Raw genomic sequence first — 14327 nt, forward strand, 5'->3', positions numbered from 1 at the left:
AAGGGGTCGTTCCGGACGGGACGGCCCCTTTCGCGTTGCCGGGCTCAGTACGTTCGGTGTCATGGTCTTGCATCAGGGGAAAGCCGATCGCCCGAACCGCGCCGGTGGCACGAACCCGCTCTACGCCGGGGCGAACCCGGCGCTGGCGGCGGGGTTCGTCATGCCGCACGACAAGCTGCGCGACGACCCGCTGCCGCCGGACGCGGCGCTGCAGCTCGTGCGCGACGAGCTGATGCTCGACGGCAACGCCCGGCTCAACCTCGCCACGTTCGTCACGACGTGGATGGAGCCGCAGGCACGCGAGCTGATGGCCGAGTGCGTCGACAAGAACATGATCGACAAGGACGAGTACCCGCAGACGGCCGAGCTGGAGCGCCGCTGCGTGAACATCCTCGCCGACCTGTGGCACGCGCCCGACCCGACGGACATCATGGGCTGCTCGACGACCGGGTCGTCCGAAGCCTGCATGCTCGCCGGGATGGCGTTGAAACGGCGCTGGTCCAAGCTCGGGCGCACCGGGAAGCCGAACCTGGTGATGGGCATCAACGTCCAGGTCTGCTGGGAGAAGTTCTGCGAGTACTGGGAGGTCGAGCCGCGGCTGGTGCCGATGGACGGCGACCGGTACCACCTCACGGCCGAGGAAGCCGTCGCGCGCTGCGACGAGAACACGATCGGCGTGGTGGCGATCCTGGGCTCGACGTTCGACGGCAGCTACGAGCCGGTCGCGGAGATCGCGGCGGCGCTGGACGCCCTCCAGGAGCGCACCGGCTGGGACATCCCGGTGCACGTCGACGGCGCGTCGGGCGCGATGATCGCGCCGTTCCTGGACCCGGACCTCGAGTGGGACTTCCGGCTGCCGCGCGTGGCGTCGATCAACACGTCCGGCCACAAGTACGGGCTCGTGTACCCGGGCGTCGGCTGGGTGGTCTGGCGCGACCGGGCCGCGCTGCCGTCGGAGCTGGTGTTCAACGTCAACTACCTGGGCGGCGACATGCCGACGTTCGCGCTGAACTTCTCCCGCCCCGGCGCCGAGGTCGCGGCGCAGTACTACACGTTCGTGCGGCTCGGCCACGAGGGATTCCGTGCGGTGCAACAGGCGTCCCGCGACGTGGCTGAGCACTTGTCGTCCGGTATCGCCGCGTTGGGGCCGTTCGAGTTGTTGACCCGCGGCGACCAGCTGCCGGTGTTCGCCTTCACGACCCGCGCGGACGTCGGGTTCGACGTGTTCGACGTCTCACGCCGGCTGCGGGAGCGCGGCTGGCTGGTGCCGGCGTACACGTTCCCGGAGAAGCGCACGGATCTGGCGGTGCTGCGGATCGTCGTCCGCAACGGCTTCACGCACGACCTCGCGGACCTGCTGCTGGCGGACCTGGCCCGGGTGCTACCGGACCTGGAGAAGGAGGGCGGCCACCCGAAGGACCTGGCCAAGGCGACCGCCTTCCACCACTAGTACCGGTGCGGCGCACCACGAGCTGTGGCACGTGCCCGTGGTCTCTTCCCGTCGCCAGGGCGTCTACCGACGGGTAACCTCGCTCACATGGGTGTCGCAGCTGACGAACGCCAGGCCTTGAGCTCCCTCCTCGCCGACCTCGGGCCGGACGCGCCCACGCTCTGCGAAGGCTGGAGCACGCGGGATCTCGCCGCGCACCTCGTCGTGCGGGAGCACCGGCCGGACGCCGCGCCCGGGATCATGGTGCCCGCGCTCGCCGGGTACACGCAGAAGGTCCAGGACCGCTACGCCGCCAAGCCGTGGGACGGCCTGGTCGAGCAGGTCCGGCGCGGGCCGTCGAAGTTCTGGCCCACCGCGATCGGCCCGCTCGACGAGCTGACCAACACCGCCGAGTTCCTCGTCCACCACGAAGACGTCCGGCGTGCGCAGCCGGACTGGCAGCCGCGGCCCGCCGACGCCACGCGGGACGCCGCCGCCTGGCGTTCGGCGAAGGGGGCCGCGAAGCTCAACCTGCGGAAGGCGCCGGTCGGTGTCACCCTGCGCACGAAGGACGGCCGCGAGGCCGCCGTCAAGACCGGGCCCGACCCGGTCACCGTCGTCGGCGAGCCCATCGACCTGCTGCTGTTCGTCTTCGGCCGCGACGCCGTGCACGTCGACTTCGAAGGCGACGCGGCCGCCGTCACGAAGCTTCAGTCGGTGAGCCGGGGGCTCTAGGCTGCGCGTCATGCCGATGATCAGCGTTGCCATGTTCCCCGGCCGCACGCCCGCCCAGAAGAGCGCCCTGGTCCGGGAGCTGACCGACGCCTTCGTCCGCACCTGCGGCGGCAAGCCCGAGGGCGTCCAGGTGACGCTCGTCGAGGTCGGCGCCGACCACTGGGCCACCGGCGGCGTCCTGCACTCCGAGCGCTGACTCGCCGGGAGACCGTCCGGCCTCCCGGCGAGTGCGTCAGCGCAGGCCGAGGGCTCGCAGCGCGAAGTGGACCTCGATCGACGTCTGCTTGATCGTCTCGGCGATCACCAGCGAGCCGTGGCCCGCGTCGTAGCGGTAGAACTCGTGGTGCAGTTCGCGGCCGCCGAGCCGGTCGAGGTAGTTCTCGATCTGGCGGATCGGGCAGCGCGGGTCGTTGTCGCCGGCCAGCACGAGCACCGGCGCCGTGACGGCGTCGACGTACGTGATCGGCGAGCACTCCCGGTAGACCGCCGGCACGTCCTCCGGCGAACCGCCGAAGAGCGCGCGGTCGAACGAGCGCAGCTGCTCCATCTCGTCCTCGTACGCGGCGACGTAGTCGGCCACCGGCACCCCGGCGATGCCGGCCGCCCACCGCGTCGGCTGCGTGCCGAGCGCGAGCAGGGAAAGGTAACCGCCCCACGAAGCGCCGTTGACGACGCACTTCGCCGGATCGCTGAGTCCACTTTGGACGGCCCAGTCGTGGACCGCGGCGACGTCCTCCAGCTCGGTCAGGCCGGGCCGGCCCTCGATCGCGTCGCGCCAGGCCGAGCCGTAGCCGGTCGAGCCGCGGTAGTTGACCTCGACCACGGCGAACCCGGCGTCGAGCCAGGTCGCGCGGTAGGCGGAGAAGCGGTCCTCGTCCGCCGCGTGCGGGCCGCCGTGCAGCGTGAACACCGTCGGCAGCGGGCCGTCCAGCACGTCGGGCGGCCGCGAGACCAGCGCGTGGATCCGGCCGCCGACGCCTTCCACGAACGCGTCGGTCATCGGCTCCGATCCCGGCGCCCGCTCGCCCGGCGGCTCGAGCAGCACCGAGTCGGCGCCGTCGGCGGTCCGCGCCCGGACCGCGGCCGGCTCCGCGGCGCTGGACCACGAGTACTCGACCGTCCCGTCCGGACGGACGCCGGCCCCGCCGATGCGCCCCGCCGGAGTGTCCACAGGGGACAGTTCCGCGGTGTCGAGGTGGTAGCGGTACAACGAGCTGCGGCCTTCGTGGAAGTGGACGACCAGCAGGGCACGCGCGTCCGGGTACCAGCCCGCGACGACCTCGCCGGGCAGGTCGAGCTCGATCTCCGTCTCGGTGTCCGCCCGGACGTCCCAGACGAGCAGCTCCTCGCGCCCCCGGCGTTCGTGCAGGACGAGGAGCCGCTGGTCGCCCGGCAGCGGGGAGAACTCGAGGGCGGTCAGGCCCCTGCCTTCGCCGTCCCACTTCTCGGCGACCGTGCCGAAGCCGTCGGCGGCGAGCACCCGCAGGGCCGGGTGCCGCGAGTCGCCGTGCTCGGAGTGGGAGATCGCGATCAGGCTCTCGTCGCGGGACATCGACGCGATGCCGGCGTCGTCCGCGTGGCTGTAGAAGCGGTGGGTCTCACCGCCGATCCGGGCGTACAGCTCGCTGCCGTCGTCGGTCGAGACGCCGACCGCGACGATCCCGGTGCCGATCTCGAGGCCGGCCGGGTAGCCGTCGTGGACGTCCGGCACGGCCTTCTCGGGCTTGCTGCCCTCGATCGCGGCGAACGGCTCGCGCACCCAGGAGCCGAACTCGTCGCCGTCGGTGTCGTCGAACCACCAGATCCACTCGCCGTCCGGGGACGGCGTGGCGTGCATGGTGCCGTTCGGCCGGTCGGTGACGCGGCGGTGCTCGTCCGTCGCGCGATTCCAGGCGTAGACCTCCCAGACGCCGCTGGCGTTCGAGACGTAGAGGTTGGCGTCCGGGGCGTCGCGGGCCCACTCGGGCGTCGAGATGCGGGGGGCGTGGAAGCGGGCGCGCCAGCGGGCTTCGGCTTCGGCGTCGTCGAACAGCCGGTCCGGGACCACCGCGGGCGGGAATTGCTTGGCTGACTGCGTGCTCACCCCTCGATCCTGCCACCTTCTGGCCGTACTGTGTGCGGGGTGCTGGAGGGTTACGCGCCGGGCTACGGGCGAGACGCGGTTTCGATGATGTCCGCGCGCACGGCGGCGGAGCGCGCGACGTTCGCGCAACCCCTGTTCAGGCCGGGTTCGTGGGTGGTCGACCTCGGCTGCGGCCCCGGCTCGATCACCCTGGGGCTCGCCGCGGAATCCCGCGTGACGGGCATCGACCTCGACGCGGGTCAGATCGCGATGGCCCGCGACGTCGCGCGCCGGGCCGGAAGGTCCACAGTGGACTTCGTGGTGGCGTCGGCCTACGACCTGCCGTTCGCCGACGCGAGCGTGGACGTCGCGTTTTCGCACGCGTTGTTCGAGCATCTCGCTGCCCCCTTGGACGCGCTGGCGGAGTTGCGCCGGGTGCTTCGCCCGGGCGGCAGGCTTGCACTGTCCACTTCGGACTGGAGCAAGGCCCGGCTGCGCCCGAAGACGGCGAACGTCGACGCGGCGCTGAGAGGGCACTACCTGCTGCGCCGCCAAGCGGGCGGCAACCCGTTCGCGGGCCGGGTGATCGCCGACCAGTGCGCGACGGCGGGGTTCACGGAGATCGTGTCGAGAGCTCGCTACCGCGCCGACATGACGTACCGAGACCTGGCCAAGTACGTGGAGGCCCGCCTTGATGCGGCCGTAGCGGACCCGTCGTCCGGCCGCGACCGCGACCAGCTGGCGAGCGCGGCCCGTTCGGCGTTGACCTGGGTCCGCAGCGGCGACGGCGATTTCAGCCAGTGCTGGGTCGAGGTGACGGCGACCCGCTGAAACCAGAAGAGCCGGTGTCCGAAGACACCGGCTCTTACTCGTCGGGGTGGCGGGATTCGAACCCACGACCTCCTCGACCCGAACGAGGCACGCTACCAAGCTGCGCCACACCCCGAGGTATTGCTTAACGGGTCGTGGACAAGTCTAGCGGACCGTGTCGCGGGCTTTTCGGGGGGCCGACTTACGCGATTTCGGCGAGCCCGAACCGCGCGGGACCAGGGTCAACAAGCTCGCTTCCGGCGGGCACGCAAACCGGGCCGGCGCCCAGGGCGACGTGCCCAAGCCCGCCGAAACGTGCAGCCACATGTGCGCTCCCCAGCGCGAAGCGCCGCGGGCCCGGGTGCGATCCAGCTCACAGTTCGTGACCAGCGCGCCATAACCGGGGAGCCGGAGCTGGCCGCCGTGGGTGTGGCCCGCCAGCACGAGGTCGTAACCGTCCGTGGCGAACGTGTCGAGCACCCGGGGCTCCGGCGAGTGCGTGACGCCGATCCGGACGGCCGCGCTGCTGTCGGCCGGGCCGGCGATGTCGGGGTAGCGGTCGCGGCGCAGGTGGGGGTCGTCGACGCCGGCCGCGAACACCGCCTGCCCGCCGACGTCGATCGTGCGGCGGACGTGCGTCAGGTCGGTCCAGCCGTGCTCGACGAACGCGGCGCGCAGGTCGCGCCACGGCAGCTGGACGCCGTGGATGCGCTTCTTCTTGCCCCGCGGCATCAGGTACCGGGCCGGGTTCTTGGGCTTCGGCGCGTAGTAGTCGTTGCTGCCGAAGACGAACAGGCCCGGCCGGTCGAGCAGCGGGCCCAGCGCGCGCAGCACGGACGGGACGGCCTGCCGGTGCGACAGGTTGTCGCCGGTGTTGACGACGAGGTCCGGGTCGAGCTCGTCGAGCGCGGCGACCCAGCGCTGCTTGCTGCGGTGACCGGGCAGCATGTGCAGGTCCGAGACGTGCAGGATGGTGAACGGCCGCGACCCGGGCGCCAGCACCGGCAGCTCGGCGGTGCGCAGGGTCCAGTGGCGCCGTTCGATGCCGACGGCGTAACCGAGGGTCGCGACGCCGAGCGCCACCGTCCCCGCGGCGAGGCGCTTCGCGGTCGCCCCCGACGTGCTTGTGTTACTGAGCGTGCTCACGAAGTCCAGGATACGTGCTCAACAGTTGGATGACTTCGCCGCCGTTACGGAGAACCTGCCGCTGTTCGGGCGAGGGTGCATGGGCGAGGTTCACCGCGCCGGCGCGCTCGCCGCGGTCGTCGTGGTCGCGTTGCTGGTCACGTACCTGGTGACCAAGGAGCACACGACGCAGGCCGGCGGCCCGGGTCCGCTGACGCCGGTGACCGTCGACCCCGCGACCGTCCACTTCGGACTGACGGGGAAGGGGGCCCGCGGGCCCCCTCCCCGGCTACCGGCCCGGGCCGCCCATGTACTGCGGATCAGGCTGGGGCAGGTCCACGTGCGGCTGGCTGTCGTCCATGATGTTCTTCATCGCGCCGAACCACGTCCGGGCCGGTGCCTTGCCACCGAAGATGTTCCCGGAGCCGCACACGCGGACGTTGCCCGCGCCGGCGTCGCAGATACCGCCCTGGCCGCCGCCGAACTTGAACGTCATCGCCGCGCCCGCCAGCTGCGGGGTGCCGCCGACGAACGTCGCCGAGACGTTGCCCTGCGTCGTGCCCGTCTTGCCGATGATCGGGCGGTCCCAGCCGACCTCGCTCGCCGCTTTGGCCGACGTGCCGCCCGGCTGATCGTCCTTGCTCATGCCGACGGCGAGGGTGTTCGCCAGGCCTTCCGGCACCGCCTGCTCGCACGGCGCTTCCTTGACCGGCACCGGTTTGCCGTTGCGGTCGGTGACGCTGCCGATCGGCGTCGGCGGGCACCAGACGCCACCGGAGAGGATCGTCGCCGCGACGTTGCCCAGCTCCAGGCCGCTCAGCGGGCTGAACCCGAGCGTGAACGCGCCGAACCCGGGGTTGTTCCCCCGCGGGCCGTAGTACTCCGCCTGGCTGAGCTTCTTCGCGTCCGAATCGGCCTTCGGGTCCACGGTCCCGCCTCCGGCGTTGCTGGCCATCGTGTCGCGCATGCCGAGCCGCTTGGCCATGTCGATGCCTGGCGCGGTACTGCCGAGCCGGTCCTCGAGTTCCACGAACGCGGTGTTCGGCGAGGTCGCGAGGGCTATCTGCACGGTCGCGCCCTGGGCGATCTTGCTGTAGTCACCGGCGTTGCCAACGCAGTACCAGCGTGAGCGCAACGGTGGCCCGGTCTGCGGGCAACTGTTGCCACCGCCGGTGAACACGTGGGACACGTAGGTGTCCGGCACATCGATCGGCGAGTAGATCCCGGTCACGCCCTTTTCGAGCGCCGCGGCCGTCGTGAAGATCTTGTACGTCGACCCGGCGCCACCGGTGTTGTAGACGCCCGTGGGCAGTGCGTACGTCGTCTGCCCGGCGTCCTGGTTCTGGCCGTAGTCGCGGTTGGCCGCGAGCGCGACCACCTCGTGCCGGTTCTTGCCCGGTTTGATCAGTGACAAGGTGTTCGCGACGTACGGCTGGGTCTTGTTGACCTGGGTCTCCGCCGAGACCTTGGCCTCGTGGTTCGCCTTCTCGTCCAGCGTGCTCTTGATCGTGTAGCCGCCGGTGTAGAGCTGGTCCTTGGTCATCCCGGACTTGAGCAGGTAGTCCTCGACGTACTGGCAGAAGAACCCGGCCTCCGGGCCCGCGCCGATGCAGTTGGCCGGCGGCTTCTCCGGGGAGTCCGGCACGACGCCCAGCGGCTCGCCCTTGAAGCGGTCGGCGTCGGCCTTGGCCAGCTTCTTGTTCTCCACCATCCGGTCGAGCACCAGGTTGCGGCGCTGGGTGGCCTTGTCGGGGTGCTTCCACGGGTCGTTGTTGATCGGGTTGTTCACCAGGCCGGCCAGCAGCGCGGCCTGCGGCACCGTCAGCTTCTCCGGCGTCGTGTCGAAGTACGCGTGCGCCGCGGCGCCGATGCCGAAGATCTGGCGGGAGAACTCGACGATGTTCAGGTAGCCGGCCAGGATCTGCTGCTTGCTCAGCTTCGTCTCGAGCTGGATCGCGATCCGCGCTTCCTTGAGCTTGCGGGCGACCGACTGCTCCTGGGCCTTCTTCTGGCCGATCGGGTCGTTCCGGTAGACGACGTTGATCAGGTAGTTCTTGGTGTACTGCTGGGTCAGCGTGGAGGCACCCTGCGTGTCCGCGCCGGTGCTGTTGCTGACGGCCGCGCGCAGCGTGCCCTGCCAGTCGACGCCGTGGTGCTCGTAGAAGCGCTTGTCCTCGACCGAGACCAGGGCCCACTTCATGGCCTCGTTGATCTGGTCCGGGGTGATCGGCAGCCGGTACTGGTCGTACAGGGTCGCGATCGGCTTTCCGGTGCTGTCGGTAACCGTCGTGACCAGCGGCGGCGGGATGTCGGCGAGGTCCGAAGACGTCTTCTCCACCGTCTCGCTGGCCTGGTTCGACATGACACCGGCGGCCCCCACGACCGGGAAGAGCATGCCGGCGACGAGCACCCCCGCGAGCAGGCAGAGGCCGATGAGCTTGAACAAACCATCCGCTTTTCGCACGAGGGCCAGGCTACCCGGAGCGGGTCAGGCGCCGGTGACGCCGTGTCTCCGAGGGTGTGAATTCAGTGACAAAACCGACCCCCTTCAGTGACATCTGGTAACGGAAGGCATTCTGGGTCTCGACGGGGGGAACCGAGGGCCCCTACAGTCCGTCAACGTCTCACGAAGAAAGCCGACGGATGGATCAACGCGAGTGGGAGCTCGCCTGGTCCGAACGGCGGCACCGGCACCGGGGAGGTGCCCGGGTAACCGACGTGAGCTGAGGGAGACACGCTCGCGGGGGCAAGGAGCGCAGTGCCTTTCCCCGCTGGTGCGTCGATCACCAGGGTAGGGAGCTGGGGGCATGGAAACCAACCAGTCGAGCTGGCGAATCAACGCGTCCTGCCGGGACGCCGATCCGGACGGCCTGTTCGTCCGGGGCGCGGAGCAGAACCGGGCCAAGGCGGTCTGCATGGGCTGCCCGGTCCGGACGGAATGCCTCGCCGAAGCACTCGACGGCCGGATCAACTTCGGCGTGTGGGGAGGCATGACCGAGCGGGAACGGCGGGCGTTGCTGCGCCGCCGCCCCGACGTGGTCAGCTGGGCGGACCTGCTGGAAGCGGCCAAGCGGGACGCGGAAGAGCGGGTCGAGGTCGGCTGAGGGCCGCGGCGGGGTATGCGGTCCTGCCACCGCACGCCCCGCCGCTCAGCTCACGCGCCGCTCGCACGTGAAAGCGGCGCTTCAGCCGGCGAGCTTGGTGCCGATGGCGCGCAGGCCTTCCAGGTCGTGCACGTCACCGGCCAGCGCGGGCACCCGGGCCAGCGCCACCTCGGGGTGCGCCCGGGTGAACCGCGCCAGCAGCCGTTCCTCGCGCGCCGCCAGGTCGACGCGGTCCGCGTGCAGCCGCAGCACCGCTTCGGCCAGCGGCGCGTTCGTGTCGCCGTCCTGCAGGGACTCGGCGGCCGCGCGCGCCTCGGCGCCCGACAGCTTCGCGAGCACCGGGTGCGTCCGGTTCGCGATCAGCCCGGCCAGCGGCATCGACTCCGCCGACAGCCGCTCCACGAAGTAGGACGCCTCACGCAGCGCGTCCGGCTCCGGCGCGGCCACGACCAGGAACGACGTCCCGGACGAGCGCAGCAGCTCGGCCGTCTTCCGGCCGCGCTCGCGGAAGCCGCCGAACATGCTGTCGAAGGCCTGCATGAACGCCGACGCGTCGGTCAGCAGCTGGCCGCCGATGATCGTCGACACGGCCTTCGCGAACATCGAGAACCCGGCGTTGACGACCTTGCGCAGACCCCAGCCGCCGGCCTTCGCCGGACCCGTCAGCAGCCGGATCATCCGGCCGTCCAAAGCGGACGAGAGCCGGGTCGGCGCGTCCAGGAAGTCCAGAGCGGACCGGCTCGGCGGCGTGTCGACGATGATCAGGTCCCAGTCGCCGGTGGCCGCGAGCTGCCCCAGCTTCTCCATCGCCATGTACTCCTGCGTGCCGGAGAACGAGGTCGAAATGGTCTGGTAGAAGGGGTTCTGCAGCAGCTGTTCGGCGCGTTCCGGGCCGGCGTGCACGCGCACCATGTCGTCGAACGTGCGGCGCATGTCGAGCATCATCGCCCACAGCTCGCCCTTGGGCTCGAATCCTTCGACCTGCACCTGCTTCGGGTGGTTGCCCAGCTCGCGCAGGCCGAGCGCCTGCGCGAGGCGGCGCGCCGGGTCGATGGTCAGCACCACGGTCTGGCGGCCGCGCTCGGCCGCGCGCAGGGCCAGCGCCGCGGCGGTGGTCGTCTTGCCGACGCCGCCGGAGCCGCAGCAGACGATCACGCGGCTCTCCTCGTCGTCGAGCAGCGCGTCGATGTCGATGTCGGTCACAACCGCACCCCCTGCTCGGTCAGCGCTTCGGCCAGGTCGTAGAGGGCCGCGACGTCGACGCCGTCGGTCAGGTCCGGCAGCTCGAGCGTCGGCAGGTCGGCCTCGGCGAGCTGGTCGCGCGCCCGCTGCTCGGCCGCGACCCGCACGGCGTGCTCGACGGTCTCCTCGACCAGCGCGTCCAGCGTGCCTTCCGGCAGCTTCAGCCCGGCCGACGCGAGCCCGGTGCGGACGCGGGAGGCGTCGACGCGGCCGTCCGCGGCCGCGGTGACCGACCGGGCGGGCAGCCGCGGCGGCCGGACCCGGTTGACCAGTACCGCGCCCGGGCGCAGGTCGGCGCCGTCCAGCTCGGCCACGGCCTCGACGGTCTCGCGGACCGGCATCTCCTCCAGCAGCGTGGCCAGGTGGATGGCGGTCTCGCCGGAGTGCAGCAGCCGCACGACGCCGTCGGCCTGGCCGCGGATCGGGCCGGTCTTCGCGAGGTCGGTCAGTGCCTTGGTGACGTCGAGGAACTTGACGACCCGGCCGGTCGGCGGCGAGTCGACGACGACGGCGTCGTAGGTGTGCCGCCCGTCGGACTCGGTGCGGCCGACGCACTCCTTGATCTTCCCGGTGAGCAGGACGTCGCGGAGCCCGGGCGCGAGGGTGGTCGCGAACTCGATCGCGCCCATCCGCCGCAGCGTCCGGCCGGCGAAGCCGAGGTTGTAGAACATCTCGAAGTACTCGAGCAGCGCGGCTTCGACGTCGATGTGCAGCGCGCGCAGCTCGCCCCCGCCGGGAACGGACGCGATGCGCTGCTCGGCGTAGGGCAGCGGCTCGGTGTCGAAGAGCTGGGCGATGCCCTGGCGGCCCTCGACTTCGATGAGCAGCACGCGCCGGCCTTCGCGGGCGAGCGCGAGCCCGAGCGCCGCGGCGAGCGTCGTCTTGCCGGTCCCGCCCTTGCCGGTGACGAAGTGCAGCCGGGCGCGGGCAAGCTCGTCGGTCCAGCCGGCATGGGGAGTGGTCACTTCTTCACCCTAAACCGGCCCTCAGCTGGCCAGCAGCATGACGCTGACCGCAGCCGCGACGGCCGCGACGAGCACCCAGGCGACGAGCCCGGGCAGCACGGTGAGCATCAGCACACCGAGGACGACCAGCAGCGTGAAGGTGATCACGCCGCCGAGGGCGACCTGGCCGGAGCTCTGCGTCCGGTCGCGCACCTTCGCCATCACGACGAGTACCAGAGGCAGCCCGGCCGCCGCGAGCAGCGCCGTCGCGATCACGCGCCACGTTTCCACGAACCCACGCTAGCGGCGTGAGATGAACCACACTCCGGCGCGTCGCGTGCGGTAATCCGGCGGCGGCCCCCGGCGGCCTTGCCCGCTTGGCTACGCTCCCGGTTCATGAGCGCCACCAAGTGGGAGTACGCGACCGTCCCTCTGCTGATCCACGCCACGAAGCAGATCCTCGACCAGTGGGGCGAGGACGGCTGGGAACTGGTCACCGTGCTGCCGAACCCGACGGGCGAGCAGCACGTCGCGTACCTCAAGCGTCCGAAGGGCTGACCGGAGTGAGCTGGAGCGAACGGCTGAAGGAACTCGGCATCGAGCTGCCCGGCGTGGCCGCTCCGCTGGCCGCTTACGTGCCCGCCGTGCAGAGCGGCAAGCACGTCTACACCTCCGGCCAGCTGCCCTTCGTCGACGGCGTGCTCGCCGCGACCGGCAAGGTCGGCGCGGAGATCAGCCCCGAAGAGGCGAAGGGCCACGCCCGCACGTCGGCGCTCAACGCGCTCGCGGCCGTGCACGCGCTGGTCGGCATTGACAACGTCGCGCGGATCGTCAAGGTTGTCGGCTTCGTGGCTTCCGCGGAGGGCTTCACCGGCCAGCCCGCGGTCGTCAACGGCGCGTCCGAGCTCCTCGGCGAGGTCTTCGGCGACGCGGGCATCCACGCCCGGTCGGCCGTCGGCGTCGCGGAGCTGCCCATCGGCTCGCCGGTGGAGGTCGAACTCATCGTGGAGGTGCAGTGATGGATCCGGACATCGAGCAGTCCACCCACGAGCTGCTGCTCCGGCTGGCCGGGCGGCTGCCCGACCAGCTGCTGTGGCGGTTCCGCGACTGGCTCGGCGAGGGCGCCATGGGCACCCTCGCCCGGACCCTGCCGAGGTCTTTGCTTAAGCACAGGATTGACCTCGACCAAACGGAGTACCGCCTGCTCGTGGCCGGGCTCATCCCGCACGGCGCCGACTGGCACCAGGTCAGTTCGACGCTGGGGGTAGACGACGTCTCCGAGAACCGGTACACATTCACGTCGAGTGCGCCCGAATGGGTTAACTCGGTCGACTCCGTGTCCGTTCTGATCCACGCAACGTTGCGGGGTCGCCCGGACGTGGGGGAAGTGCGGCAGAGCTGGCGACACGTCGGTGTGGTCGGGCAGGGCACGGCCAAGCGCGTGCTGCTGATCACCGCGCTGAACGGTCTGCCGAGGTTGACCGGCGAACTGCAGCGGGTGCTGCGCGTTCTGGGCGACGAAGAGCCCAGCGTCGAAGTCATCCCGCCGCGCTTCGACCTGCCGGGGTACCACCGGGCCGCGCTGGCCGACTCAGAGCTGGTCTGCGTGGGCGCGGTGACGGGGAACCGGCTAGTAGCCGCATAACGCTCGCCCGCCAGCGAGCTGGGAGGGAGCAAGGCAATGGTGGAGGTCCACGACGGCCCGCCCATGGACGGGTTCTCGGTGCCCCTGCGCCTGCACAACCTGTTACTGGCCCTGGCGGGCCGGATCGACGACAGCGCGCTCACCGAGGCGCGTGAGCTGATCGCCCGGGCGCACATCGACGAGGCGGTCGAGCTGACCACCGGCACGCTCATCGCGGGCCGCATCCCGGTCAGCTCCGCCGAGCAGCGCGAGCTCGCGCTGGTGCTCGAGATGAGCCGGTCGGACGCGACGCTGGCGAACGACCTGCTGGTCGACGAGGCCGAGCCGGTCAGCACGCACCGGTTCAGCGGCGAGAACTCCCCGGAGTTCGGCATCGCCGAGGCGCTCGACCGGACCCTGCAGGTGCTGCCGGACGTCCGCTCGGTGCACGCGGTGTGGCGCAACACGCCGGCCGGCAGCGTGCCGGGCGCGCTGCCGCAGCGCGTGGTGCTCGTGGAACTGGGCCCGGAGGGCAACCCGCCGGCCGTCGCGTTCCGCGTCGACACGGCGCTGCGCCGGGCCGGGATCCACTCCGTCGTCGAGGTCAGCGGTCCGGGCGTGGCGCACTCCGAGTACCACCAGGCCGCTTCGGCGGCCGCGTCGCCGGCCTGGGTGACCGGGACCACGACGTCGTCCGCGTCGGCGTACCGGCCCGAGCCGGTCAAGGCGCCCGCCGCGGTGACGGCGGAACCGGTCGGGGAGTCCTCGGGCAGCCGGCACAGCATGCGGTCGAGCACCGCCACGACGACCCCGCCGGAGCCCGTCGCCCCGGTGGTGCCGATCGTGTCGCCGCCGCCCGCCCCGGAGCCGCCGCGCCAGTCGCGCGCGGAGCGGTCCTCCGACCGGTCCGAGACGCGGGCGGAGCGCACCGCCGACCTGACCCCGGCCGAGGTGGCGCAGCTGCGGCAGGCACTGGCCGAGGACCCGGAGAAGGGCCGCGAGATCGCCGCGGGCAAGCCGTCGATGCACGAGGTCGTCGAGCTGCCGGCGCTGGACCTGGACGACCCGAGCCTGAGCGAGCGCGACCGGGCGCTGCTGCGTGAGCTGCACGCGGAGCTGGCCGAGCGCGAGCGCGCCGAGGCGGCGAAGATGCGGCTCAACGGCGCTTCCCGCTCCGGCGGCGAGCAGCGCGGCTGGACCGCTCCTTAGTCCTCTTTCGCGAGAAGGCGGTGCCTCCCCCGGGAAGCACCGC

At 71.5% G+C, this 14327-nt stretch carries 15 protein-coding genes and 1 tRNA gene; 9 read left to right on the forward strand and 7 right to left on the reverse strand.

Going from position 1 to position 14327, the window contains the following annotated elements:
* Window positions 1-61: 61 nt before the first annotated feature.
* The 3 genes from OG738_RS13990 to OG738_RS14000 all read left to right on the forward strand — a co-directional run bounded on the left by OG738_RS13990 (window position 62) and on the right by OG738_RS14000 (window position 2360).
* Window positions 62-1450: a glutamate decarboxylase gene (locus OG738_RS13990; protein WP_329054214.1), complete on the forward strand. Its 1389-nt coding sequence runs from the start codon at window positions 62-64 to the stop codon at window positions 1448-1450.
* A gap of 87 nt (window positions 1451-1537) precedes the next feature.
* Window positions 1538-2164 (forward strand): TIGR03085 family metal-binding protein, encoded by a 627-nt coding sequence (locus OG738_RS13995; RefSeq protein ID WP_329054215.1) that lies wholly within the window; start codon window positions 1538-1540, stop codon window positions 2162-2164.
* Window positions 2165-2174: 10 nt separating this feature from the next.
* Window positions 2175-2360, forward strand: coding sequence for a tautomerase family protein (locus tag OG738_RS14000; protein WP_020642058.1), 186 nt, complete (start codon window positions 2175-2177; stop codon window positions 2358-2360).
* Between the two features lie 36 nt (window positions 2361-2396).
* Here the strand turns inward: OG738_RS14000 and OG738_RS14005 are convergent, their stop codons facing one another.
* On the reverse strand, window positions 2397-4247 hold the full coding sequence (locus OG738_RS14005; protein WP_329054218.1) for a S9 family peptidase: 1851 nt from the start codon (window positions 4245-4247) through the stop codon (window positions 2397-2399).
* Window positions 4248-4286: 39 nt separating this feature from the next.
* On the opposite strand from OG738_RS14005, the gene OG738_RS14010 reads away from it, so the two are divergent.
* The gene (locus OG738_RS14010) at window positions 4287-5057 is read left to right on the forward strand and encodes a methyltransferase domain-containing protein (RefSeq protein WP_329054220.1); all 771 of its coding nucleotides are present in this window, start codon (window positions 4287-4289) and stop codon (window positions 5055-5057) included.
* 41 nt (window positions 5058-5098) lie between these two features.
* Here the strand turns inward: OG738_RS14010 and OG738_RS14015 are convergent.
* The 3 genes from OG738_RS14015 to OG738_RS14025 all read right to left on the reverse strand — a co-directional run bounded on the left by OG738_RS14015 (window position 5099) and on the right by OG738_RS14025 (window position 8625).
* Window positions 5099-5172, reverse strand: a tRNA-Pro gene (locus tag OG738_RS14015).
* A gap of 29 nt (window positions 5173-5201) precedes the next feature.
* Window positions 5202-6182 carry a metallophosphoesterase gene (locus tag OG738_RS14020; RefSeq protein ID WP_329054222.1) on the reverse strand — a complete coding sequence of 327 codons (981 nt, stop codon included), beginning with the start codon at window positions 6180-6182 and terminating at the stop codon, window positions 5202-5204.
* Window positions 6183-6450: 268 nt separating this feature from the next.
* On the reverse strand, window positions 6451-8625 hold the full coding sequence (locus tag OG738_RS14025; protein WP_329054223.1) for a transglycosylase domain-containing protein: 2175 nt from the start codon (window positions 8623-8625) through the stop codon (window positions 6451-6453).
* A 343-nt stretch (window positions 8626-8968) separates the two neighbouring features.
* Here OG738_RS14025 and OG738_RS14030 point away from each other — a divergent pair, with 343 nt between their 5' ends.
* Window positions 8969-9265 (forward strand): WhiB family transcriptional regulator, encoded by a 297-nt coding sequence (locus tag OG738_RS14030; protein WP_329054225.1) that lies wholly within the window; start codon window positions 8969-8971, stop codon window positions 9263-9265.
* Between the two features lie 81 nt (window positions 9266-9346).
* Here the strand turns inward: OG738_RS14030 and OG738_RS14035 are convergent, their stop codons facing one another.
* Genes OG738_RS14035 through OG738_RS14045 form a run of 3 tightly spaced genes read right to left on the reverse strand, consistent with a single transcriptional unit; the run spans window position 9347 to window position 11742 of the window.
* On the reverse strand, window positions 9347-10468 hold the full coding sequence (locus OG738_RS14035; RefSeq protein ID WP_329054227.1) for an ArsA family ATPase: 1122 nt from the start codon (window positions 10466-10468) through the stop codon (window positions 9347-9349).
* Window positions 10465-11472, reverse strand: a complete 1008-nt coding sequence (locus tag OG738_RS14040; protein ID WP_329054229.1) for an ArsA-related P-loop ATPase — start codon at window positions 11470-11472, stop codon at window positions 10465-10467. Before OG738_RS14040 ends, OG738_RS14035 begins: the two co-directional genes overlap by 4 nt.
* Before the next feature lie 21 nt (window positions 11473-11493).
* Window positions 11494-11742 carry a hypothetical protein gene (locus tag OG738_RS14045; protein WP_329054231.1) on the reverse strand — a complete coding sequence of 83 codons (249 nt, stop codon included), beginning with the start codon at window positions 11740-11742 and terminating at the stop codon, window positions 11494-11496.
* A 105-nt stretch (window positions 11743-11847) separates the two neighbouring features.
* Between OG738_RS14045 and OG738_RS14050 the strand changes: the two genes are divergently transcribed.
* Genes OG738_RS14050 through OG738_RS14065 form a run of 4 tightly spaced genes read left to right on the forward strand, consistent with a single transcriptional unit; the run spans window position 11848 to window position 14284 of the window.
* A complete protein-coding gene (locus OG738_RS14050; protein ID WP_086679227.1) occupies window positions 11848-12009 on the forward strand; it encodes a DUF4177 domain-containing protein in 162 nt (53 codons plus the stop codon).
* Between the two features lie 5 nt (window positions 12010-12014).
* Entirely contained in the window at window positions 12015-12470 is a 456-nt protein-coding gene (locus tag OG738_RS14055; protein ID WP_086840822.1) for a RidA family protein, read from the forward strand.
* The gene (locus tag OG738_RS14060; protein ID WP_329054235.1) at window positions 12470-13096 is read left to right on the forward strand and encodes a hypothetical protein; all 627 of its coding nucleotides are present in this window, start codon (window positions 12470-12472) and stop codon (window positions 13094-13096) included. The genes OG738_RS14055 and OG738_RS14060 overlap by 1 nt, the downstream gene beginning before the upstream one ends.
* Before the next feature lie 36 nt (window positions 13097-13132).
* Window positions 13133-14284 carry a hypothetical protein gene (locus OG738_RS14065; protein WP_329054237.1) on the forward strand — a complete coding sequence of 384 codons (1152 nt, stop codon included), beginning with the start codon at window positions 13133-13135 and terminating at the stop codon, window positions 14282-14284.
* Window positions 14285-14327: the final 43 nt, after the last annotated feature.

The sequence above is a fragment of the Amycolatopsis sp. NBC_01488 genome, from assembly GCF_036227105.1.
In the GTDB taxonomy this organism is placed as follows: Bacteria; Actinomycetota; Actinomycetes; order Mycobacteriales; family Pseudonocardiaceae; genus Amycolatopsis.

What these genes read in the sequence shown, in the direction of transcription:
- OG738_RS13990 (WP_329054214.1), top strand. Translation starts at nt 62, where the DNA reads ATGGTCTTGCATCAGGGGAAAGCCGATCGCCCGAACCGCGCCGGTGGC.
- OG738_RS13995 (WP_329054215.1), top strand. Translation starts at nt 1,538, where the DNA reads ATGGGTGTCGCAGCTGACGAACGCCAGGCCTTGAGCTCCCTCCTCGCC.
- OG738_RS14000 (WP_020642058.1), top strand. Translation starts at nt 2,175, where the DNA reads ATGCCGATGATCAGCGTTGCCATGTTCCCCGGCCGCACGCCCGCCCAG.
- OG738_RS14030 (WP_329054225.1), top strand. Translation starts at nt 8,969, where the DNA reads ATGGAAACCAACCAGTCGAGCTGGCGAATCAACGCGTCCTGCCGGGAC.
- OG738_RS14050 (WP_086679227.1), top strand. Translation starts at nt 11,848, where the DNA reads ATGAGCGCCACCAAGTGGGAGTACGCGACCGTCCCTCTGCTGATCCAC.
- OG738_RS14060 (WP_329054235.1), top strand. Translation starts at nt 12,470, where the DNA reads ATGGATCCGGACATCGAGCAGTCCACCCACGAGCTGCTGCTCCGGCTG.
- OG738_RS14065 (WP_329054237.1), top strand. Translation starts at nt 13,133, where the DNA reads ATGGTGGAGGTCCACGACGGCCCGCCCATGGACGGGTTCTCGGTGCCC.